The following is a 21,224-nucleotide window of genomic DNA, read 5'->3' on the forward strand; positions in this document are numbered from 1 at the left end:
TGGGTAGGTGTAGGCGGCCAACCCTGGAGACAAAAGCTAGATGACTGAACATACCTGCCCCTCGCCACAGACGGCCTCCCTCCGGCACGACTGGACCCGCGAAGAAGCAGAAACCCTTCTTGCGCTGCCATTTCCGGAACTGATCTTTCAGGCCCAGCTGGCGCACCGGCAATTTTTCGACCCGACAAAAGTACAGATTTCCACCCTGCTTTCCATAAAAAGTGGTGGCTGCCCGGAGGACTGCTCCTATTGCCCGCAGAGTGCCCACCACGACAAACGCATGGCTGCCGAAAAACTCATGCCTCTGGAACGTGTCATCGCCGATGCGAAACGCTCCAAGGAGGCCGGGGCTGGCCGTTTCTGCATGGGAGCCGCCTGGCGGGCACCCAAAGACCGTGATCTGGATGCCGTCTGCCGGATGGTAGAAGAAGTCAAGTCCCTTGGTCTCGAGACGTGCCTGACGATCGGGATGCTCACTCCCAGCCAATCCGCCCGCCTGAAAGAAGCCGGGTTGGATTATTATAATCACAATCTCGATACATCTGAAGATTTCTACGGAAAGATCATCACGACACGAACCTATCAGGAACGGCTGGATACCTTGGCCAACGTGCGGGATGCCGGAATCAAGGTCTGCTGTGGTGGCATCATCGGCATGGGTGAAGATGTTCAGGACCGTGCAGGCCTGCTGACCACTCTGGCCAACCTGCCGACCCATCCTGAAAGTGTTCCCATCAATCTTCTTGTCCGGGTTGAAGGAACGCCATTGGCCGATGAAGAAGCCGTGGACCCCATCACCTTCGCCCGGGTCATTGCCACAGCCCGCATCATGATGCCTGCCAGTCACGTCCGTCTGGCCGCCGGGCGTGAGAACATGTCCGAGTCCACTCATGCGCTCTGTTTCCTGGCAGGGGCAAACTCCATCTTCTGGGGCGAGAAGCTGCTGACGACTCCCAACCCGGCCCAGAACAGGGATACGGAACTTCTGGCCATGCTGGGCATGAGCCCCATGCTGCACAAGGCTGCCACTGCCTGACAGGAACAGCCATCACGGAAAAAGGAAAACGCTCCAGAATTTTTCTGGAGCGTTTTTTTATTGTTACTGACCCGCCTGCGCTTTCTCGCTGTCGGTGAACCGCCTCATCACATCATCCGCCGCTCCCTGCTGACCGGCAGCCTGCAAGGCCCTTGCCTCCAGAAGCAATGCCCGACGCATTGCTTCATAGTCCATTTCCTCTTCACGGCTACTGACCAGTTTTCTGGCTTCATCAACGGCCTGAGACCAGGTCTGATCCATCATGGACCGACGAACCAGAAGCTCCTGAAGATCAGTCGGATTGCTGAGTTTTTTACTGGCCGTCAGATGATTGATGGCATCCTCCAGCGTGGCCCGATCAGACAGCTCAACTGCTGCCAGCCCAGTCAAGGCATAAGCCTTGGAGCGTACACTTCCGTCCGTGCTGTTTCTGGCAAGCACAGCTTCGCTTTCCACATCCTGCCAGTATTTTTGAGCATACAGGACGGAAGCACGCACCAGATGGAGGTCCGCCTGCTGCTCCCCTGTCCACCCTCGTGTCGTCAGGGCTGCCGAGACACGATCCAACGTGGTCAGACTGTTCCTGTAGTCTTTCAGCCTCAGCTCACTGGTCGCCAGATTGAATCCAGCATCATGAATGGCCCGAGGATCATCAATCAGAAAAGCCCTGTCCAAGGCTGCCTGATACTGCTGCTGGGCCTGCCTGACATAACCAAGTCTGAAAACGCTATCAGCTGCTTCCATCATCGTTGCATAACGGGGGTCTTCCCATTCAGCATGACCTCCCCCAAAACAGCCGGCCAGCCCTCCTGCACAAAGTGACAGACACATGAAGAGATGACGGAATTTCATGGCCGTACCTCGTGAGCGGGCAACCTACGACTGGGTCTCGGCTTGCCTCCATTGCCGCTTCCACCAAGTATCCACAGGCTCCGCAACTGATCGCTCAGTTTGCGCAGACTGTCCGCTGTCGCTTCAGCCTCCGCCAGAACGGCAGGAAGCTGCTCGGTAGCGTCGGCTACGTTATGGATGGCCCGTTTCATGTCAGGGGTCGCCCCCTTCAGGCTGTCCGTCATGCCATGTACGTTGCGTATTGTGCCATTGGCCTCATTCAGCGTAGTCTGAAGCTTTTTCTCAAGAGGCTGTACGTCCTGGATGGCCTGGTTCAGGGAAGCCAGAATCGTGTTCACCCGCTGGGCCGTTTCTTCCTTTGTCAGCAGGGCACCCGCAGTACCCTTGCCGGCATGAAGATCGACCATGATATCCCGGGCCTGTCTGGTGATCTCTTCCACATTGTCCATGGCCGGCAGAAGGCGGGCACGCAGATCAACCAGGGTCTGGACGATCATGTCGGCGGGATTCGGTTCTACACTGGTGTTCAGCACTGCATAATCCCAGTTCAGTGGCGCACCCTGCCCTCGACTGATCTCAATATATCCGGCTCCCGTGACAACAAGACGACGTTTGATGGTCGCAACGCTGTCGCTCCGGATATACCTTTCAAAATGAGGCTCGATCGTACCTTCCGCATACATGCGTCCAGACTCGTTAAGGTCAAGTTTGCGGATTTCGCCTACACGGACCCCCATGACCTCAATGTCGTTATTGACGGCCAGCCCTGCCACGCCACTCTCTGGCAGAACAAAATGAAGACGTCCGGCTGGCGTCAGCCACTGCTTGAGGAAACCTGCCTCTATCAGTGCGGCCGTCAGAATGACAAAGGACAGCAGAACCAGCAGCCCTACCCACTCATCCATGAAGGAACTTCTGAACAGGGGAGCAGCCAGACCGGAGTTCCGACGTAAACGTAGGGGACGCATCACATATCTCTCACTTTACGAGACCATTACCACCGAGCCGGAAACGCTGCATGCCCGGCCTGGCATAACCAGCCCATGCCGAACGTTCCGCCCCAATCCACAGAACCGCACAGCCCCGCTCCCGTGCTGCCGTCAATTCTGTCAGAAACGCATTGTACAGCTCAACCGGTGCGCCGAGACTGACGGGATTTTCCAGCAAAAGCAAGGAAGGCCTGTTCATGAAAGCCCGTACATATTCAGAACGCTTCCTGTCCAGAGGAGACAGCTTCTCCGGTAACTGTGTCGGCAGCCCCGGCATGCCAAAGGACTGGGAAAGATGAACTGCCTCTTCCACCAGCCTGTCATAAGAGGCCCGACTGTGATGCAGACTAGGCCACAGGATGTTCAGGTGCATCTCATAGAGATCTATCCAGCCGCTCTCTTCCGTTATGCGACCGATCCGACCACGCAGGGCCTGTGCCCGCCTCTCATCAAGTTCAGACCAGTCCAGCCCCATGCATCTGACGGTTCCCTGCTCCTTTCCCGTAACGGCATCCTTCTTGACCGGAAGAAGACCGGCACAGAAATCAGTGAACTGGGATATCCTGAACTGATCGCGGCATTCTATGAACACACACTCGCCGGGCTCCATGGCCAGATTGTATTTCACCGGCGGCAAACCCGTAGAATCAGAAACGGGAACGGCATCATCCAGCTTCAGGACAAAGCCATAATCACTTTCTGGAAGGGATGTATCCTCGGCCATCAGAAACTCCCCAGAATGATGTCGATCAGCACGTTGATGACCAGAATGGACATGATGCCCCGCGAGAATCCCCTCGGCATGAATGTCGTCAGATTGTCGTCCGCCGTCACGTCCATGCCAGAAAGACAGCAGCACAGACCGACACTCGCTCCGCTGAGAAGAAATTTCAGGGGAATGCCAAGATAATCCCCCGGCTCCATGCTGTTGACGACCTCAAAGATGAAAGACCAGATCGACGTGGTCACGATCCCTTTCATCCAGCAGGCGACGTACCCCATGGCCAGAGCGATCACGCTGAAGATGGTCCCCAGCGTAAAACCGCTGACCGTCGTCGCAATGGTCCGTGGCACGACAAAAACCAGAAATGGATCGATTCCCATCCCTGTCAGTATCTTGAGCCGTCCGCCTGTGGTCAGGTTCCCCATTTCCGTCAGCATCAACATTCCAGAACGCCCAAGCAGGATGACACCAACAAGAATGGGTGCAATTTCCCGCAGCAGGACGCTGGAAATCAGGCTTCCCGTCATCTGGGACATGCCTGCGAACCCCAGCCAGTAAACGGCCTGCGAGACAAGACCAAGCCCCGTGATGACGGCCACGACAACGACACTGAAAAAACCGCTACCAACGAGCTGACGCAGGTTCCGCCGGAATTCGATGATGACCGTCCTGCGCCATGCGCTGGGATGTAATGTTTCAAACAGAACTCCCCAGGCCGCTCCAATCATGATCAGAAAGAAGCGGGGCTGGGACCGGGAAAAACGTCCCAGTATGGCCAGCCCGCTGTTGATGATGGCAAAACGCTCGAAAAAATTCATGCGTTCCCTGCCACGGCGGTCTCGCTCCTGCCCGCCAGAATATAGCTGTTGGAAATGCCATTATTGGGCAGGAAGAACTCACCCCTCAGACGGAACAGGAACGCTCCCTGCAATGTCTGGTAGGCCCGCTCGGAAACCTGTATCTGTCCACCGTCAGGGGCATTGTGAGCAAGAGCTTCGGCCATTGTCAGGCCCTCACCCCACAGGTTGAAGATGTCGTTGTTCTCTCCAAAATAGGCAATGAGAACCGGTCCGACATCAATGCCAATGCGGAACATGAGCTGCGTGTTCATCTGGGAAATGATCATGAGACAAGCCTCACGAATCCCGATGGCCGCTTCTGCCAGATGAACAGCCCCTTCCGCATCCACATTCTGGGAGCAGCTTCCCAGAAAAATGAACCGGTTACCTGCCACCTGCGCCGAGAACAGGCCCCGCTCCTTCGCAATGCCTTCAATCTTGCTCACAAGCTCGGCCACCAGCTCCAGCATGGCCTGAGCCGTGTCCTTATTGGAAGAATAGGACTCAGAGAATTCCAGAACCATGATGGGCACAGTTGGATAAAGACCTGCGGCTGGCCTGCTGTCCCCATCATGCTCTTCCGGCTGAAGCAGAAAACCTTCCACGACCCGCATCTGTGGCCTCGACTGATGAACCGCAGACGGCACAGGCACCTGCCCCGGCTGCTGGGAGGCCTGCTTCCTTTCCTCTTCCTGCACATACCCGAAGCGGACCGCCAAGACGGAGGCAATCAGCATGATCACCCGATCCGCCTCACCCAGCTGATATGGGTCCTCCAGCATGATGGCCCCAACAGGACGGTGTTCTTCCATCACGGGCAGAAAAAACAGATGTCGGGAACCGATCATCCGCATGAAAACACGCTGCACGCTCTGAAAACGCTGATCTTCCTCAGCGTTGGGTAGGTCAATCACATGACCGCCGTCCAGACACTCAAACAGGCCGGGATGCCCTGTCCGGGTCAGCTCCATCCCTGAACCATGAGCATCCCTGCCACGATCAAACATGTCCTCGCAGAGAAGCCTGTCACCATCGGAAAGCAGACGCCATACGCTGGCCCGCCGGGCCGATGCCCGCTCCGCAAGTGCTTCACTGAAATATGGCTGCTCACGTCCGGAATTCAGAAGACCTTCAGTGTTGGTGATCCTGAGGAGGACAACATTATCCTCCTTCTTCTTCTCCGCTACGGCCGTCAGGTCTTTCTGGAGTTTCACGACCCGCCGCCCCTGATAGATCAGCCCCATCGCAAGCACCAGAGCCAGCCCGACGATGATGATGGAAAAGTAAACCGCCTGTTTCTGCACCGCATGTGTGAAGCTGGCAAAGTCACTCTCAGGTGCATTCAGCAGCAGAACCCAGGACCGCTTGGCCAAAGGCATAGCCGAGGCAATTGTGACATAGCTCTCGCCCCGAGCCTTCACCATGCCCGTTCCATCTCCCATGATGCGGAACACATTGAGGGCCTTGACGAAAACCGGCTGGGTTTTTGGATCAAGATGCACATTGGTGGCATCAAAGCCGGGCTTGCCAATATCCATCATGTTATGACCAGCAATGACATGCCCGCTCAGATCCACAATCACGGCCTGCCCGCTCTTCCCAACCTTCAGGCTATTGACGAATCTCGTCAGCTGATTCAGCGAGATGCTGATGGCGAACACGATATGATGCCCGTCCAATGTCCGGAAGGCCATCGAAGCCGTCACGATGAACTGGCGTGTCGAAAGATAAGGATACGGGTCTGTCCAGAACAGGCGGTGATCTGGCGCACGATCCTCAAAACGGAGTGCTCCCTTGTACCAGGGACGCAGACGGGGATCATAACCCTCTGCTGACAGACGGTCCGTGGAAATGAACCGGCCATCCTTGTCGGTGATCCTGTGCCGGTAATAGGGAGCACCATCCTCCTGCTGGAGTGTCGTCTCCTCATATTCCCCTTCCCGACGGGTGGACATCCAGAAATGTCCCTGATCATCCGCCAGGTAGAAACTGTCCACATGGGGCATCCCCCGGAGAACGGAACGCCCAAGAGCCATGAAGTTGTCAGCATTGACTTTCATGTCATTACCGGCAAGCAGGCCACTGGCCATGAAGGAAATGCCCGTTGCCGGTGACAGGTAGTGACTGACTTCTTCCGTGATATACCGCTGCTGGCTTCTGAGCAGATTCCGTGAGAGGGTGATCGCCCCTTCCCGCATGGTCCGATAAGTATACAGAGTGACGATGGCGATGGTCACGATGACCAGAATCACGCCCAGAATTGGCCCGATGAACTGGAAGAGCTGCCACCTTCGTCCTGTCGTATCAATGGCAGGATTGATGATCTCATCTGTCGCCAAGGCTTCAAAATCCCCTTTGGTCGTCTGGTATCCTGGAATGATACCTTGTATCCCATGCTGAAATAGGGCGAAGTTCTCTTTCCCTTATTCACCACTATCATGCGGACAATGATGAAGCGCAACCATCTTTTACGCCGTGCTGTCATTTCATTAACAGGGAGTGAACGTACCAGCTTTCTGAATGGCCTCATAACCGGTGATGCCCAGTCCCTCCCGGTCAACAGCACCTGCTGGACGGCCATGCTCAATGCGCAGGGCCGCATCCAGACACTGTTTTTTCTCTGGAAGACGGAAACGTCTCTCCTGTTGGACCTGCCTGAGAATCAGGTCGACTCTTTCATGAAATCCCTGCGCCGTTTCAGGCTGCGTGCCGACGTGCAGATCGAGCGGCTGGATCATCTCGTCCTGACGGGGGCTCCGGACATTCCTCCTCTAGAAAATGCCATCATTCAAGCAATGGACCCGCGCCATCCCGCCCTCGGGTGGCGGGCACTGGTCCCCGTCAGTTCTGGTGATGACAATGATTTTTCAAAGGACCCTACCCTGCTGTCCCGTCGCCTGCTGATCGGCGTTCCGGATGATGAAGACATCATTATCGGTCAGACTCTGGTTCTGGAAGCCAACATGGACCATCTCAACGGTGTCTCATGGACCAAAGGGTGCTATCTGGGACAAGAGGTTACGGCCCGTACCCATTACCGGGGTCTTATTAAGAAACGGATATTGCCTGTCGTTTCAGTCACCGGGCAAACCCTGCCTGATGGCGGTACCGTGACACTGAACGGCCAGGACGTAGGAGAGCTAAGATCTCGTGAAGGTCAGCGTGGTCTGGCTCTGCTCCATCGCAAGGCCTGGTCTACCGAAGCGGAACTGATGCTGGGCGATCAGCCCATCAGACTGGACTGGCCAGACTGGCTTCCCAAAAATGATAGTAGTGAAGAAGGTCAGCAACCGACATGACGTGGACTCCCTTACCGATAACGGCACTGCACACCCTGCTGAATATGGTACAGTTCAACGAGCATGGTCTGATCAGTGCCATTGCACAGGACAGTGAAGGGCATGTCCTCATGCTGGCCTGGATGAACAGGGAGGCCCTGACCGAAACCTTGCAGACTGGTCGGGTCTGCTATTATTCCCGCAGCCGTAAGAAGCTCTGGCGTAAAGGAGAAATTTCCGGTCAGGAACAGCATCTTCTGGCAGCAGCCTTGGACTGTGATGCAGACTGCCTGCTTCTGACTGTCCAGCAGAAAGGAGTGGCCTGCCATACTGGCCGTCGCAGCTGCTTCTACAAGAGCATCACTCCGTCCGGTCTCGTCAGCCTGACTGAACCGGACATTCAGCCAGAATACCTTTACGGAAAGGATGTATCAGCCTGACAGAAAAATCCCCCTTCCATACATCCGATGAAAGGGGGACTCTCCCGAAACTGGGTCAGGACAAGCCTTCAGCGTGATGCTTCAGATGATCCTGTATGAAACTCTGTACGAACCAGTAAGAATGATCATATCCCTTGTGACGGCGTAGGCATAAGGACTGTCCGGCCTCCCGCGCTGCTTTTTCCAGAGCGTCCGGACACAGACGGTCAAGGAATTCATCATCAAGGCCCTGATCAATCAGCAGCGTTCCGGGATGGGTACGCCCACCCTTCAGAAGAAGACATGGGTCATATTGTCCCCACTCCGCCTCATGGCCACCAAAATAGCTGGACGTTACTTTCTGCCCCCAGTCCACCTGTGAAGGTGCTGCAATGGGAGCAAAGGCGGAAACGGTCGTCCAAGCGTCGGCATCACCCAGTGCGACTGAAAGTGCTCCCATACCCCCCATTGAATGCCCCATGATGCCTCGTTTTTCTGTCCTGACGGGACAATGTTTTTCTATGAGAGCGGGCAGTTCATGGCGGACATATGATCCCATGCGATAATGGGCTGCCCATGGGTCTGCAGTGGCATCAACATAATAGCCGGCCCCCGTCCCCAGATCATAGGACGCATCCTCGCCAGCCACATCCGCTCCTCTTGGGGAAGTATCCGGTGCCACCAGAGCCAATCCATGTTCAGCCGCATGACGGATGGCATTGCTTTTTATGAGGAACGTATCCTGATTGCAGGTCAGTCCAGCCAGAACATACACTGCCGGAACTGTCTGCCCGGCCAGTGCCTTCTCCGGAAGAAAGATGTTGACCCTTGCCGTCAGTCCAAGTGTCTCAGACCTGTGGGAGAGGAAGTGAACTTCCCCTCCACAGCAGGCATGACGCTCGATGAGTGTGAATGGCGATACTGTCATAATGCGTAGTTCACGATATTACGGATGCCCTCACCCCGTGCCATCATGTCGAAGCCTTTGTTGATGTCATCCAGCTTCATCTCATGTGTGATGAGATCATCAATATTGATGCGACCTTCCATGTACCAGTCCACGATTTTCGGAACATCCGTGCGACCACGGGCACCACCAAAAGCAGAACCGATCCAGCGGCGGCCCGTCACCAGCTGGAACGGACGCGTGCTGATTTCCTGCCCAGCACCAGCCACGCCGATCACGCAGGATACCCCCCAGCCACGATGGGCACTTTCCAGAGCCTGCCGCATCAGGGTCACGTTACCCACACATTCAAACGTGTAATCGGCTCCACCTCCGGTCAGTTCGATGAGATGACCGACCAGATCGCCATTCTCACCCAGATCTTTCGGATTGACGAAATCCGTCATGCCGAATTTCCGGGCAATGGCTGCCCGTTCAGGATTGATGTCGATGCCAATGATGCGGTTGGCACCAACCATTTTGGCCCCCTGGATGACATTCAGACCGATCCCACCAAGCCCGAATACAGCAACGGTCGATCCGGCCTCAACCTTGGCCGTGAACAGTACGGCTCCAATGCCGGTCGTTACTCCGCAGCCGATGTAACAGACCTTGTCGAATGGTGCATCCGGACGGATCTTTGCCAGTGCAATTTCTGGCATGACCGTGAAATTGGCAAAGGTGGAACAGCCCATATAGTGATGGACCGGCTTTCCCTTGTAAGAAAAACGTGTCGTTCCATCAGGCATGAGACCTTTTCCCTGCGTTCCACGGATGGACGTACAGAGATTTGTCTTGCGGGACAGGCATGACGGGCACTCACGACATTCCGGCGTGTACAGGGGAATGACATGATCGCCGGGTTTGAGGTGTTTTACTCCTGTCCCAACTTCCCTGACGATTCCGGCACCTTCGTGCCCCAGAATGGACGGGAACAGACCCTCCGGGTCCTTACCGGACAGTGTATACTTGTCTGTGTGACATAGCCCTGTCGCCATGATTTCCACCAGCACCTCACCATCACGAGGTCCTTCCAGCTGGACGGTATCCACGACCAGAGGCTGGCCTGCTTCAAGAGCGATTGCAGCACGAACGTCCATATCTTAATTATCCTGATCTGTCGCTGTTTCTTTGGTCCGAATTGTGCCACAGAATGAGCGGGCTTCAAGCCCTGACATATTCACCACTCCATATGTGAGGAATTTGCCACCTTGATCATCAAACGCCGCTACGGCATCTCCATACTGTTCCGGGAAATCCTCCCACCTCTTGTCATCCTCACGGGATGGGACTGCGTGGTGGTCATTCTTTTCCAGATATTTCATCAGGAATGGATGGAACAGCCCGCCCTTCCTTTTTCCCTCATGGGATCGGCCTTGGCCATTTTTCTGGGTATCCGCAACAATGCTGCCTATGCCCGTTGGTGGGAAGGACGGACATTATGGGGATCCATCACCAACAACTGTCGCTCTTTTGGACGAGAAGTAGCCTCCCTCCTTGGAGGACAGCCTGACCTTGTCCGGGCCATGGCTGCCTACCCCTACATCCTGAAGGCATCGCTGAGTGGCAACAAGCCTGATGAGGCCATCAGGAGTCTTCTGGATGCAGAGACATATGAATTTGTCTTTTCCTGCGGCAATCCGGCCAATGCACTCCTTTATCGAATCGGACAGTCGGTGCGTCAGCTTGTAGAGGAAAGGCATGTGGATGGTGCCGTACATGGTACGGTGGATCGCATCCTGTCTGATCTGGCCAATGCGCAGGGCGGACTGGAGCGTATTCGCAACACGCCTCTGCCAATACAGTATTCGATTCTTCCCAATGCGGTGACTCATCTTTTCTGTATTCTGCTGCCCCTTTCAGCCGTGCAGACATTGGGTTGGATCACGCCTCTCGGTTCCAGCATCATTGGCGTTCTTTTCCAGATGCTGGATCGTAGTGGCCGCAACCTTCAGGAACCTTTCAAGGTCAGCCCTCATGCTTTGCCCATGCTGACCATGAGTCGCACGATTGAACGTGATCTGCTCCAGCCTTTAGGGCTGGAATATCACCCATTACCAACACTCCGTTTCGGACAAATGCCCTGAATAACTGAAGATACAGATTACGGGAGAGTAGCTTTTTACGTTATGCAAGACACATTCGTGTTTTTCTGTTATTCTCCCGCACATGAACAACAGCTTCAGAATGCCCCAGAAGGGTGGTGTCACTGACGAGATGGCCCGTGCGGCCGCCGAGCACACTGCCCGTCAGAAAGACCCAGAGCAGGAAAAGAATCCTTTCCGCGAGGGTGATGCCATTGTCTATGCCGCTCACGGTGTGGGTCGTGTTGACAGGATCGGTGAGGAAGAAATCGCAGATACGAAGATCGAAATGATCCAGATTTCTTTCCCCGGGAACCAAATGACGTTGCGCATTCCACTGGCCAAGGCTCGCAAGTCCGGTCTGCGCAAGATTGCCACCCGTGAGATCGTGGACAAGGCCATGGCGGTCATCAAGGGTAAGCCGCATGTCAGCCGTGGGATGTGGGCACGTCGGGCTGTGGCCTATCAGGAAAAGATCAACTCTGGTGATCTCGTTCAGATTGCTGAGGTCCTTCGTGATCTTCGTCGTAATGTCGACAGTCTTGATGGTAGTTTCTCTGAACGTAAGCTTTTTGAGGCAGCTCAGGAGCGTTTCGTTGCTGAGCTGGCCGTTCTGGAAAACAAGGATCCGGCCAAGGTTCTGGAAGACCTGACCCAGACCATGAAAAACGCCTGATCCTCTCAATACCCCCCTCCCCGACCTGTTGTCTTTTCTGAGGGGGGGAACGTCCGTCAGATATTCTGGTGGGAAAGGTTTGAGGTTATGTCTACAATGTCATCGAAGCGTTTCGCCGGTCAGAAAGTTCTGATTACTGGAGCTTCACAGGGGATTGGTGAAGCTGCTGCCCAGTATTTTGCTCAGCATGGGGCACAGGTTGCCATTAACGGCCGTAAAGAAGAAAAACTGAAGCCTGTATTGGCATCTTTGCCAAAAGCTGCTTCTGGTGAACATGTTATCGTTGCTGGTGATATTTCTCAGGAAGATGCCGTGGAAAGCATTTTTCAGAAAAGTATTGCAAGCATGGGAGGTCTGGATGTTCTGATCTGCAACGCAGGTTATCAGATACCTTCACCTTCTGAAGACGTGAAACTGACTGACTTCGAAGGAGTCATGGCAGTCAATGTAACCGGGGTCATGCTCTGCTGTCGTGCAGCCCTACGTTACTGGTTGGAACATGGCATCAAGGGGCGGGTTGTAGTCAACTCTTCTGTACATCAACTGATTCCTAAACCACATTATTTGGGTTATTCGGCGTCCAAGGGGGCTGTGGACAATATTGTCCGTACATTGGCTCTGGAATATGCTTCTCGTGGTATCCGTTTCAATACAGTCGCACCTGGAGCTATCGTTACGCCGATCAATGACTCTTGGGTTAAAGATCCCAAACAGTATGAAGCCGTCGCCAGTCACATCCCAATGAAACGTCCTGGTGAGAGCAAGGAAATTGCTGATGCAATGGGGTTTCTTGCTTCGGATGAGAGTAGCTATGTAACTGGCCAGACACTCTATGTTGATGGGGGGCTGACTCTTTATGGAGATTTTGAGCATAATTGGTCTTCATGATTTAATATGAGTTTTCCCCTTCTCCGTGAGGAAAAGGTTGTTTTGTATGGAGAGAGAGCGTGCATTCACTCTCTCTTCTTTTTTGATAGGTAGGTTTAAGGAAAAAAATAAGCTTTATGCCAACTTATTATGCCAACAATATCTCTGCCTCTCTCCCTCAAGAGAAACATTCCTAAATTTTACATATCATCCGAATTCGTCGAGAGGGCCACATCCTGCCGTTCAAAAGCCCCAGCAATCCGCAACTCCACTTCATCACTGACATACGGAATGAACATCTTAATGCCAAAATCACTACGCTTGATTGTTGCCGTTGCATCGAATCCAACCGTATATTTCTTATCCAGCATATTGACGCCTGCCCCGACAAAATGGACGTGCAGCGTTTCAGGATGAGTTATGCCGTGCATTGTCATGTTACCTGTAACCAGAGCATCATCCCTCCCCGTCAGTTTAACACTGACAGATACAAACTCTGCTCTCGGAAACTGCCCAGCAGCCAGCCATTCACTTCCACGCAGCTCCTCAGTCAGCTTTTTGCTGGTTGTCATTACTGAGGAGACCGGAACAGAAACGGACAGACTGGAAGACTCTGGCTGCTGAGGATTCAGCTGCAACGTGCCCGAAGCACCAGAGAAAAGCCCTTCGTAGACAGTAAACCCAAAATGAAGGACCGAAAAACTGACCTGAGTATGCTGAGGTTCAACCTTATAATAGCCAGGCTGTATCTGGGCGGAATCCGTCACCACCTGCGCCGACGCTGCCACCGGAATGAAACAGGCAAAAACAGCGGCAGCACAAACAGCAGGTAGCCGGAACAGCATGACAGATCATCCTTCCAAAACGGCCATCACGAGACCATGAGGCAACAGTCCCTCCTGTTTACAGAGGCTGCCATCAATAATCTATCCCATAAGACAGCCCGATGCTTGAACCGGGATCATTCTCAGGCGTCGTGAACCCTGTCACCTGTCCACCCGTGCCAACCGTAGTATTCAGCTGGAGCCTTTTCGTGAGGTCTACCTTGACCTGGGCCTGAGCTCCTTTCCCTGACAGACCTTCCTTCGCTCCAACATAAACACCTTTCATGACATATTTCCCCGCCTCCACACTGGCCGCCCCATTCCCCACACTACCACCGCCACCAATGGCAAGGTGATCAAGCCCCAGAGCACCACGAACCTTTCCCATCGGGTCGAAAGCTGAACCTCCACCAATCTGCACGATGGCAAGTCCCAAAGACGCTAGCTGTGTGGACGACAGAGAACTCCGTTCTGTTCCAAACAAAAGGATGGACAGAACCTCATCCCGAGGACGGCTCGGATTGGAGACGAAGTCAATCTTTGGATCACTGGCATAGCCCTTCACAAGCAGGCTGGCCAACGTTCCGTTGGCATTGCGATCCGCCCGAAAATCTATTGTCGGGTCCAGCTTGTGAGCGGCACTGGCACCGCTGAAACCAACCTGGCCATATGTAAAATTGAGGTTGATGCCTGCCAGATTGAAATTACCCCTTTTCAGGTTGATTCCCCCCGTCACGACCGGCGCAGTGCTGACACCACCTATATGCAGTTTCCCCTGCATCTCGGCAAACAGACCATGCCCTCTTACGAACAGTCGTCCCGGAGACATGAAATTGATGTTCAGACCAACTATCATCTTGGGTGCTGCATGTGGTGCCGCCTTTGCCTGTTCCGGCGTTATGATTTCCAGCTGGGGCACCGAGGCCGGCATGGAATCCGGCAACGTTATGGACGCCTCAGGCACCGTAATGTCCCCCTCGACGTCAACGCGTGTCGTGGCCTGGCCAAAAATGTGCAGACGACTGTTGATCATTTCCGTCAGCATGTCACTCTGGATGGGTTGTGCCTTCTCCATGACAAAATGCAGATCCAGCGGCATGCCGGGACGCAGCACACCAACCATTCCCGTCAGGCCCAGCGAACCCTGCCCTGCACGAGCCGTAAAATGATCGATATTGAAGCTGTCTCCCCGGGCCGTCACCAGAACATCGATATCATGCACATGCACACCATCAGCATACTGATCAAATGATCCTTTATGCATCTGTATGCTTCCCGTGACCTGTGGCTGCTTCACAGGCCCTCTTACCCCCAGATCAAGAATAAGCTGCCCTCCAACGCCCATACCGTTGGCACCGAGGAAGGCATTGGCGGCAGAGAGCATCACCTTCCCTTTCGCCGTAATATCCATTGCCCCCGCAGGAGAGAGAGGAACTTTCCCCGCCACCAGAAACGCCATGGGATCCCCAGCCCGGAACTCCGTTCGAAGCAGAGCCTGCTTTCCATCCATATCGGCCTGAACATGTAGTCGCCCGGCGGGGAGAGCCTCCGTCTGCTCACTTATGAAGCGCAACCCCGTGCCATCAAGAGTGACACGCCCCACGGGAGCCGTCATGCTCCCTTTCAATCGGGCCGTAGCCCCCACTTCTCCTGCCACATGCAGAGATGGAATGAACGGTTCCGCCAAGGCGGCCGTGATATGTTCCAGTCGTGCTTCTACATTCAGATCAGGCTTGATGCCCCCATTGAGACTGATCCGCCCCGCAGGACCATGAGGTGGCCGCAATTCAGCATTCAGATGATCAATCCCCAAAGTCCGTCCATATTTCAGTACGGTCGGCGACAGAAGCCGGACCGAATCACCTTTCAGATCGGCAGAAAGTTTTGTCAGTCTGACTTCCTGATCCGGAATATTAGCCTGTGCCGACAGACTGACATGGGCCGGGGATTTCATGACATTCTCGAACGCCCCATCAACCTGTACGCCAAGAGCGGACTGAGGTCCCCTCACAAACATCTTCAGATTGCCTCCAATATCGTTGGCCTTCAGGCCAGAAAGCTGGAGAGCCACATCCGCCACGGGATCTTCCTGAAGGTGCTGAATGTCTCCCTTCATCCGGATCATGTTCACAGCGTAAGGACCCATTCGGAACTGACCATCAAGTCCAAGATTCAGCCGGTCATGAGGAACGTTCTCAGCTGCTCCTTTCTGCACACCCGGCAATGTATGCATGTCCAGTTGAAGATGCCCTGACATCGGTCGCCCCAGAATCAGCCGGTCATGAGGAACGTTCTCAGCTGCTCCTTTCTGCACACCCGGCAATGTATGCATGTCCAGTTGAAGATGCCCTGACATCGGTCGCCCCAGAAGATGACTGAATCCATCCAGCCTGGCGACGTGCAGTTCGACGTCGCCCTGTGGAATATGCCGCCCGGCGGGCAGAAACACGTTCGCCTTCCCCTGAAGGTCTTTCCACGCAAGACTGTCAAGCGTGGCCACCATGTCCCCATCAGCCTTGCGGGCAAAAGCCATGTGCAGATTCACCGGAGAACGGTCCAGCGTGCCGGACATCTGCAACGTTCCCTCCGGTCGTGACGGAAGATGAACCAGCTCAAGATTCAGATCCAGCGGAGCCTCCGGTATAGGCACACCAGCATGAGCAAGGCCAAGCTCTCCACCAAGATGAGCTTTCACCGCAAGATCCGTCAGAGAACCCGTCACATCACTTTCCAGACCCGCCCGCCCACGCAGGGCAGGTGACAGAGCCTTCAGATCGGGCAGGGTCAACTTCAAGGAAGCAGATAGCTGCTGCCTCGGATTCATCCGCGCCTTTCCATCCAGATGAAATGCCTTCCCTCCCAACGAAGCTTCTTCCAAGGCAATCGTCCCATCACCCTGTTTCCTTGCACGGACACGCAGCGTACCCTGATCACCGATCAAGGAAACAGCCTGCGCCGGTCCCTCCCTGAGACCAAAATGTCCGTCAAGCACAGCTGTCATGTCTCCAGCCGCTTTCAGAGGAAGCGTAAAATCCCCACCAACAGAGGCCATCCCCGCCAGCTTCTGTCCTGTGAGAACCGTAAGGTCTGGCAATTTTTCCACGTCCAGATTCATGTGCCCCGCCAAAACGCCCCCCATGGTCCCGGCCACATCCAGTCTCACGGCATCATGCTCCAGATGTATCTGATAGGGCCGATCGGCATGATAGGGCTGCATCGTGGCTTCAAGGACCAGTGGGGCAGCAGCAAGAATGGAAGAGGCCTTCCCCGGCAGACTGATACCGTCCAGTCTGGCCGATAAGGCCAGTCTGCCATCAATATTCCTCCCACGACTGACCTTCTGAAGAGACGCTTCGTCCCGAGCGAGAATGGCCTGCACTCCACCGTCCTGACCCTTCAGCTGAACATGCAGATGCCCGGCTCCGGTCCCCGCTGCCATCAGGTCCGTTCCATCAAGCTGGACAGTCCCCATTGGATCCAGCATGTCACCGTGCAGAGCGGCAGAAATATCCAGTGCCTCCCAACCAATACCCGGCATGACAGTCATGGGAGGAGCATGGAAAGCCAGCGTCAGATCATCCTTCAGATGAACAAGGTCTAGACTGCCGCCCAGAGCCATCACCAGTGGACTGTCCTTACGTGTGGCGGCCTTGGCCCTCAGTTTGACGGCTACGGCCTGGTAGGGGCCAGTCAGGGACAGATCAAAAGCCAGAGGATCCAGAACCCCCAGACGCCCCGGAGAAGTGACGAAACCCTGCGCCCCTTCATCATAATGAAGACGCCCCTCCACCTTATGCCGCCCCGCATCAAGATCAATCAGGAGATGAGCCGGATCATCCAGCCTCTCCGCCCTCAGAAGCAGTTCAATTCTGGACATCTTCCCAAAGGAAGGCATCCTCGTCAGAGCACTCAGACTTTCAAGACGTGCCCTTCCCCCAATCCTGAAACTGGCCGCCTGCCCGAATACGGTCGGTCCCACCGCCAGGAAATCAAGGTTCAGCCTGTCAATCCGCACCCCCCAGTCTGGCAGGCCCGTGGAGGGCTTTGTTTGAGCTGCCGGATCAGGAGGGAAAGACGGATTACGGCTATAATCCAGCCGGTCGGCAGAAAGATTGCGTACATGTACCTGCTTGTGCAGCAGGGCAAGAAGCCCCAGCCGCAGGCTCGCATCACGCCCCTCAAGCCACACACCCTGCGGGTCTTTCAATACCACATGGGACAGGGAAAGATGCCAGGGCAGCGTACCCCGCATTCCTTCCACCTGCACCATCCCCCCCGACCATTCCGGCAGTTTCTGTTCCACAAACCGCTTCACCGGTGGCAGATTGATACCCATCAATGCGATGGCGAGAAGGAGAATCACTCCTCCCAGAAAAATGAGACCATATCTGCATAGCCTGCGCCCCAGTCCCCGCATCAGAAAGTCTCCCCAAGGCCAAGATAGAGTTCCCACTTGTCCCCACGATTGGGACGGTTGAGTGGTACGGCCACATCCACACGCACCGGACCGATCGGCGTGAAATAACGGACACCTCCGCCACACCCCACACGCAGCTTTCCATGTCCAGGCATGGACTTGGAACTGACCTGCCCGGCATCCGTAAACGCTGCCAGCCCAAAGTTTTTCGGCAGACGCTGGCGGAATTCAATGGTTCCGGCGTCCATGGATGTGCCACCAATGGCATATTTGGTCGTACCATATTGTGGTCCGACGCCCTGATAACGGAAACCACGAACCGACCCCGGGCCACCAGCATAAAGCCTCTGGTCAGGAGGCAGATTCCACGTGGATGCTCCCTGGATCGACCCCACCATGACACGCATGGCAATGATGCTATACCCCGGTTTTCCCATCCCCAGATGATGCAGGTCAAAATAGGTAGAGGCCTGCCCGTTCATGGGAATGAAAAACGACGTCTTGTGTTCCAGTGAAACGGATGGGGTGATGCCCAGCGTCATCCGAAAACCATGTGTTGCCGGTTCAATAGGACTGGCCCGATGCGTTCCGTCATAATCCAGCCTGATCGGTATGGAGCCTATGAAATACTCAGCCTTTCTCCCAAACTGGCGAATATGCTCCTGTTCCAGCGTCACCCCCACACTGCCGGAAAAATCTTTCCACAGAGGACGGGACACATGCCCCTGAACCAGAAGAGCCGTCTGGTGATACGAATAAAGAAGCTGCCGCACGGCCTCGACACGTAGGCCCAATGTCTGACTGCGTTCCATGAAGTCAGGCTTCATGAAATCGACATATCCGTCATATCCCAGCCCCTGCTGTGCTGTGCCACCCAGCCCGGTCGCCATGGCCGAGACACGCAGCTGCTCACCACGCCCTAGGAGATTCCTGTGAAGCCAGGAGACACCAGCCCGTCCACCCAGATCGGTTGAATAACCGACATCGCCGGTCACACGATGACGCTTGCCCTCGGTGAAATCAAAATCAATCGGCAGCTCTCCCTCCACTCCGGCAGGCCGCGCAGCAGGTTTCTTTCCGGAGGTGGTCTTCTGAGGCGGCGAGGACAGAGGCAGGACCTTGTCCCCATTATGCTGAACAACTGCCGCAAAAAGACCAGTACTTCCCAAATCAAGACGGGCCTGCTCAATGGCGGACGGCTGATAGAGCTGACCTTCCCTGAGCAGCATCCGTCTCCTGACATAATCAGGCCGGACCTTCTTCAGTCCGTTCAGCGTCATGGGACCAATGACCAGCTTGGGTCCGCGCCTTACCCGCAGCTGGACATCAATCTGCTTTTTCTCCGGGTGAAGAATGGCCTGGGGTGTCTGCACATCTGAAAGACCATACCCTTCCTCCTGAAGATGTGTCAGCAGCCGCCCCTGCATGGCCAGCACATCCGCCGCAATGGCTGGGACTCCTTCCTTCAGTCCCAGGCTATCCCGCTCCTCATCTGACAGGGTCACCGTATTCCTGACAACCGAAAAAGCCGCAGCCTCCCCAGCAGAGCCAGTCTGGCTGGCACCAGCACCGCCATCTTCAGGAGCCACAATGATCCGCCCCACCGTAAACTGGTCACCAAGCACGCCCCCCAGATGAACATGCACCGTTTCACCGGACTTCACGGAGGTCAGAAAAGCAGCGAGATCAGGAGAGTGACCATCAATACTCCTGCCGGCCACCTCCAGCCTGATGGTGGCATGGCCACCGTAATAACCCCGTGACTGCAATGCCCCCTGAAGACGGTCATAATCCGACCTTATCCGCCCCGCCAAGGCATACGGTCCCACCTTCTGGGTCTTCTGGAGGCTGACAAGCTGGGAGGCCGCCTTCAGGCTGTCATTGACAGCACTGTCGGCCGTCGGGTCCACACTGGCGTCATAAGAAACAGCCTGCCGTACCAGCTCATGAACGACAGGCATGTCGCCATCCTCACCCTGCGCTGGCACGATGTCCCAGCCCAGCATGCTTATGCAGAGCAGAAGCCCTGCCAAGTGACCTGACCGTTTCTCCATCCCGCCTATCAAATGACACCCGCTATGTTCACACCTGTTTCTCCAGCCTTCTACCCCATCCGTCATCCGGATATCTGGCCAGTCCGGCCCTTTATGGCAGACCCTTCTACCTTAAAAAAGTTTCTGTTCTGTCATTTGTAACCTTTTCTCCACGCCTGAAGAGGAAGATCAGTCGCACCTGCTGATAAAGATTGTCTCTCCTTCATAAAATGCTTATTTAGTCAGCCATGTCCGTTGCAAAGCCTTATCCAACCAGAAAACGAAACAATAACCGGCCTGTCTTTGATCCAGACCGCCTTTTTGCCGAAGATGAACGTGCCTCACAGGACACCTTCCTGGACCGTCTGCGAGCACGGGTGCGGGCGTGTACCCTGCTGAGCTGGGCCGCTGCCGGCATCGTGGGGCAGGGTTCTAGCCTGCTCATGCCTGGCAAGATGTACCGACGCTTCCCTCTCTTCTTCTGGAGCGTGGCCAACCGCATCCTCCACATAAAGGTGCGTACGATCGGTGAACGTGCCGGCTCCCTGACGCCACGTGCGGATGGACGCCGTGTCATCTATGTCGCCAACCACTGCTCATGGCTGGATGTTCTCGTTCTGGGCCAGGTCCTGCCGGCCTTCTTCATCGCCAAACAGGAAGTGCGCCACTGGCCTGTCATCGGCTACCTGACCTTTCTTGGACGCACCATCTACATCAACCGCAACCGTCAGGAATCCGGGCAGGACGTTCAGGAGATCATCGAGCAGCTGCGCAAGGGATATGACATCGCCTTTTTCCCCGAGGGAACAACATCCAAAGGCAACGGGATGCTTCCCTTCATGTCTTCCCTGTTCGCCATAGCCAAACCTGTCCGACGTCGCAATGACACGACACCTGATGATCATCCATCCTGCATCATCCAGCCCGTGACGGTAGCCTATGACCGGCTGGAAGGGCTTCCCGTCGGGCGGCATCGCCGCTCATTCGTCTTCTCATGGTTTGGTGACATGGATTTCGGCCCCCATCTGATGCAGCTGGGCAAGTGGCGTTCCATGCGGGCCACGGTCCTGTATCATCCCCCCATCAAGCCTGAGGACTATCCCTCCCGCAAAGCCCTTTCCAACGCTGCCCGGGCCATCATCGAACAGGGCAGTGAAGACCTTCGTCAGAACAGACTGAGGGAAGACGCCACGTCTCCCGACCACACACTCTCCTGACCTACAACCATACGGAACAGCTT

17 protein-coding genes are annotated in these 21,224 nt (G+C 55.2%); 7 read left to right on the forward strand and 10 right to left on the reverse strand.

The genetic code is table 11. From position 1 onward, the window contains the following. Positions 1-40: 40 nt before the first annotated feature. Positions 41-1,036 carry a biotin synthase BioB gene (gene bioB, locus CPA56_RS03610; RefSeq protein ID WP_182040689.1) on the forward strand — a complete coding sequence of 332 codons (996 nt, stop codon included), beginning with the start codon at positions 41-43 and terminating at the stop codon, positions 1,034-1,036. 63 nt (positions 1,037-1,099) lie between these two features. Here bioB and CPA56_RS03615 read toward each other — a convergent pair whose 3' ends face one another. Genes CPA56_RS03615 through CPA56_RS03635 form a run of 5 tightly spaced genes read right to left on the reverse strand, consistent with a single transcriptional unit; the run spans position 1,100 to position 6,779 of the window. Then, positions 1,100-1,888 carry a hypothetical protein gene (locus tag CPA56_RS03615; protein ID WP_182040690.1) on the reverse strand — a complete coding sequence of 263 codons (789 nt, stop codon included), beginning with the start codon at positions 1,886-1,888 and terminating at the stop codon, positions 1,100-1,102. Further along, on the reverse strand, positions 1,885-2,856 hold the full coding sequence (locus CPA56_RS03620; protein ID WP_182040691.1) for an MlaD family protein: 972 nt from the start codon (positions 2,854-2,856) through the stop codon (positions 1,885-1,887). The genes CPA56_RS03615 and CPA56_RS03620 overlap by 4 nt, the downstream gene beginning before the upstream one ends. A 10-nt stretch (positions 2,857-2,866) precedes the next feature. Continuing rightward, entirely contained in the window at positions 2,867-3,601 is a 735-nt protein-coding gene (locus CPA56_RS03625) for a P-loop NTPase family protein (protein WP_182040692.1), read from the reverse strand. After that, positions 3,601-4,419 (reverse strand): MlaE family ABC transporter permease, encoded by an 819-nt coding sequence (locus CPA56_RS03630; RefSeq protein WP_182040693.1) that lies wholly within the window; start codon positions 4,417-4,419, stop codon positions 3,601-3,603. The genes CPA56_RS03625 and CPA56_RS03630 overlap by 1 nt, the downstream gene beginning before the upstream one ends. After that, positions 4,416-6,779, reverse strand: a complete 2,364-nt coding sequence (locus tag CPA56_RS03635) for a cache domain-containing protein (RefSeq protein WP_182040694.1) — start codon at positions 6,777-6,779, stop codon at positions 4,416-4,418. The genes CPA56_RS03630 and CPA56_RS03635 overlap by 4 nt, the downstream gene beginning before the upstream one ends. A 108-nt stretch (positions 6,780-6,887) precedes the next feature. Between CPA56_RS03635 and ygfZ the strand changes: the two genes are divergently transcribed. Continuing rightward, complete coding sequence (ygfZ, locus tag CPA56_RS03640; RefSeq protein ID WP_182040695.1) at positions 6,888-7,739, forward strand: CAF17-like 4Fe-4S cluster assembly/insertion protein YgfZ; 852 nt, start codon at positions 6,888-6,890, stop codon at positions 7,737-7,739. Continuing rightward, entirely contained in the window at positions 7,736-8,158 is a 423-nt protein-coding gene (gene hisI / locus CPA56_RS03645; RefSeq protein WP_182040696.1) for a phosphoribosyl-AMP cyclohydrolase, read from the forward strand. Before ygfZ ends, hisI begins: the two co-directional genes overlap by 4 nt. Positions 8,159-8,213: 55 nt before the next feature. On the opposite strand, the gene fghA is transcribed toward hisI, so the two are convergent. After that, positions 8,214-9,065, reverse strand: a complete 852-nt coding sequence (gene fghA, locus CPA56_RS03650) for an S-formylglutathione hydrolase (protein WP_182040697.1) — start codon at positions 9,063-9,065, stop codon at positions 8,214-8,216. Next, positions 9,062-10,183 (reverse strand): S-(hydroxymethyl)glutathione dehydrogenase/class III alcohol dehydrogenase, encoded by a 1,122-nt coding sequence (locus CPA56_RS03655; protein ID WP_182040698.1) that lies wholly within the window; start codon positions 10,181-10,183, stop codon positions 9,062-9,064. The genes fghA and CPA56_RS03655 overlap by 4 nt, the downstream gene beginning before the upstream one ends. A gap of 111 nt (positions 10,184-10,294) precedes the next feature. Here CPA56_RS03655 and CPA56_RS03660 point away from each other — a divergent pair, with 111 nt between their 5' ends. From CPA56_RS03660 to CPA56_RS03670, 3 genes are all read left to right on the forward strand, one after another. Next, the gene (locus CPA56_RS03660) at positions 10,295-11,170 is read left to right on the forward strand and encodes a bestrophin family protein (RefSeq protein WP_182040699.1); all 876 of its coding nucleotides are present in this window, start codon (positions 10,295-10,297) and stop codon (positions 11,168-11,170) included. 82 nt (positions 11,171-11,252) lie between these two features. Beyond that, the gene (locus tag CPA56_RS03665) at positions 11,253-11,843 is read left to right on the forward strand and encodes a CarD family transcriptional regulator (RefSeq protein ID WP_182040700.1); all 591 of its coding nucleotides are present in this window, start codon (positions 11,253-11,255) and stop codon (positions 11,841-11,843) included. Between the two features lie 87 nt (positions 11,844-11,930). Beyond that, a complete protein-coding gene (locus tag CPA56_RS03670; protein ID WP_182040701.1) occupies positions 11,931-12,731 on the forward strand; it encodes an SDR family NAD(P)-dependent oxidoreductase in 801 nt (266 codons plus the stop codon). 179 nt (positions 12,732-12,910) lie between these two features. Here the strand turns inward: CPA56_RS03670 and CPA56_RS03675 are convergent, their stop codons facing one another. The 3 genes from CPA56_RS03675 to CPA56_RS03685 form a co-directional block, all read right to left on the reverse strand. Next, positions 12,911-13,555 (reverse strand): YceI family protein, encoded by a 645-nt coding sequence (locus CPA56_RS03675; protein ID WP_182040702.1) that lies wholly within the window; start codon positions 13,553-13,555, stop codon positions 12,911-12,913. A 73-nt stretch (positions 13,556-13,628) separates the two neighbouring features. Next, the gene (locus tag CPA56_RS09560) at positions 13,629-17,897 is read right to left on the reverse strand and encodes a translocation/assembly module TamB domain-containing protein (RefSeq protein WP_182040703.1); all 4,269 of its coding nucleotides are present in this window, start codon (positions 17,895-17,897) and stop codon (positions 13,629-13,631) included. A 53-nt stretch (positions 17,898-17,950) separates the two neighbouring features. Next, positions 17,951-19,984, reverse strand: a complete 2,034-nt coding sequence (locus tag CPA56_RS03685) for an autotransporter assembly complex protein TamA (RefSeq protein WP_229707378.1) — start codon at positions 19,982-19,984, stop codon at positions 17,951-17,953. Between the two features lie 248 nt (positions 19,985-20,232). On the opposite strand from CPA56_RS03685, the gene CPA56_RS03690 reads away from it, so the two are divergent. Next, positions 20,233-21,201 carry a lysophospholipid acyltransferase family protein gene (locus CPA56_RS03690; RefSeq protein WP_182040704.1) on the forward strand — a complete coding sequence of 323 codons (969 nt, stop codon included), beginning with the start codon at positions 20,233-20,235 and terminating at the stop codon, positions 21,199-21,201. The last annotated feature ends 23 nt before the right edge of the window (positions 21,202-21,224 follow it).

This window comes from Bombella mellum (assembly GCF_014048465.1).
Classification (GTDB): Bacteria; Pseudomonadota; Alphaproteobacteria; order Acetobacterales; family Acetobacteraceae; genus Bombella; species Bombella mellum.

Bases quoted from the DNA above. Each gene is read 5' to 3' on its own strand.
- bioB (WP_182040689.1), top strand. From the start codon at position 41: ATGACTGAACATACCTGCCCCTCGCCACAGACGGCCTCCCTCCGGCAC.
- CPA56_RS03615 (WP_182040690.1), bottom strand. From the start codon at position 1,888: ATGAAATTCCGTCATCTCTTCATGTGTCTGTCACTTTGTGCAGGAGGG.
- CPA56_RS03620 (WP_182040691.1), bottom strand. From the start codon at position 2,856: ATGCGTCCCCTACGTTTACGTCGGAACTCCGGTCTGGCTGCTCCCCTG.
- CPA56_RS03625 (WP_182040692.1), bottom strand. From the start codon at position 3,601: ATGGCCGAGGATACATCCCTTCCAGAAAGTGATTATGGCTTTGTCCTG.
- CPA56_RS03630 (WP_182040693.1), bottom strand. From the start codon at position 4,419: ATGAATTTTTTCGAGCGTTTTGCCATCATCAACAGCGGGCTGGCCATA.
- ygfZ (WP_182040695.1), top strand. From the start codon at position 6,888: ATGATGAAGCGCAACCATCTTTTACGCCGTGCTGTCATTTCATTAACA.
- hisI (WP_182040696.1), top strand. From the start codon at position 7,736: ATGACGTGGACTCCCTTACCGATAACGGCACTGCACACCCTGCTGAAT.
- fghA (WP_182040697.1), bottom strand. From the start codon at position 9,065: ATGACAGTATCGCCATTCACACTCATCGAGCGTCATGCCTGCTGTGGA.
- CPA56_RS03655 (WP_182040698.1), bottom strand. From the start codon at position 10,183: ATGGACGTTCGTGCTGCAATCGCTCTTGAAGCAGGCCAGCCTCTGGTC.
- CPA56_RS03665 (WP_182040700.1), top strand. From the start codon at position 11,253: ATGAACAACAGCTTCAGAATGCCCCAGAAGGGTGGTGTCACTGACGAG.
- CPA56_RS03670 (WP_182040701.1), top strand. From the start codon at position 11,931: ATGTCTACAATGTCATCGAAGCGTTTCGCCGGTCAGAAAGTTCTGATT.
- CPA56_RS03675 (WP_182040702.1), bottom strand. From the start codon at position 13,555: ATGCTGTTCCGGCTACCTGCTGTTTGTGCTGCCGCTGTTTTTGCCTGT.
- CPA56_RS03690 (WP_182040704.1), top strand. From the start codon at position 20,233: ATGTCCGTTGCAAAGCCTTATCCAACCAGAAAACGAAACAATAACCGG.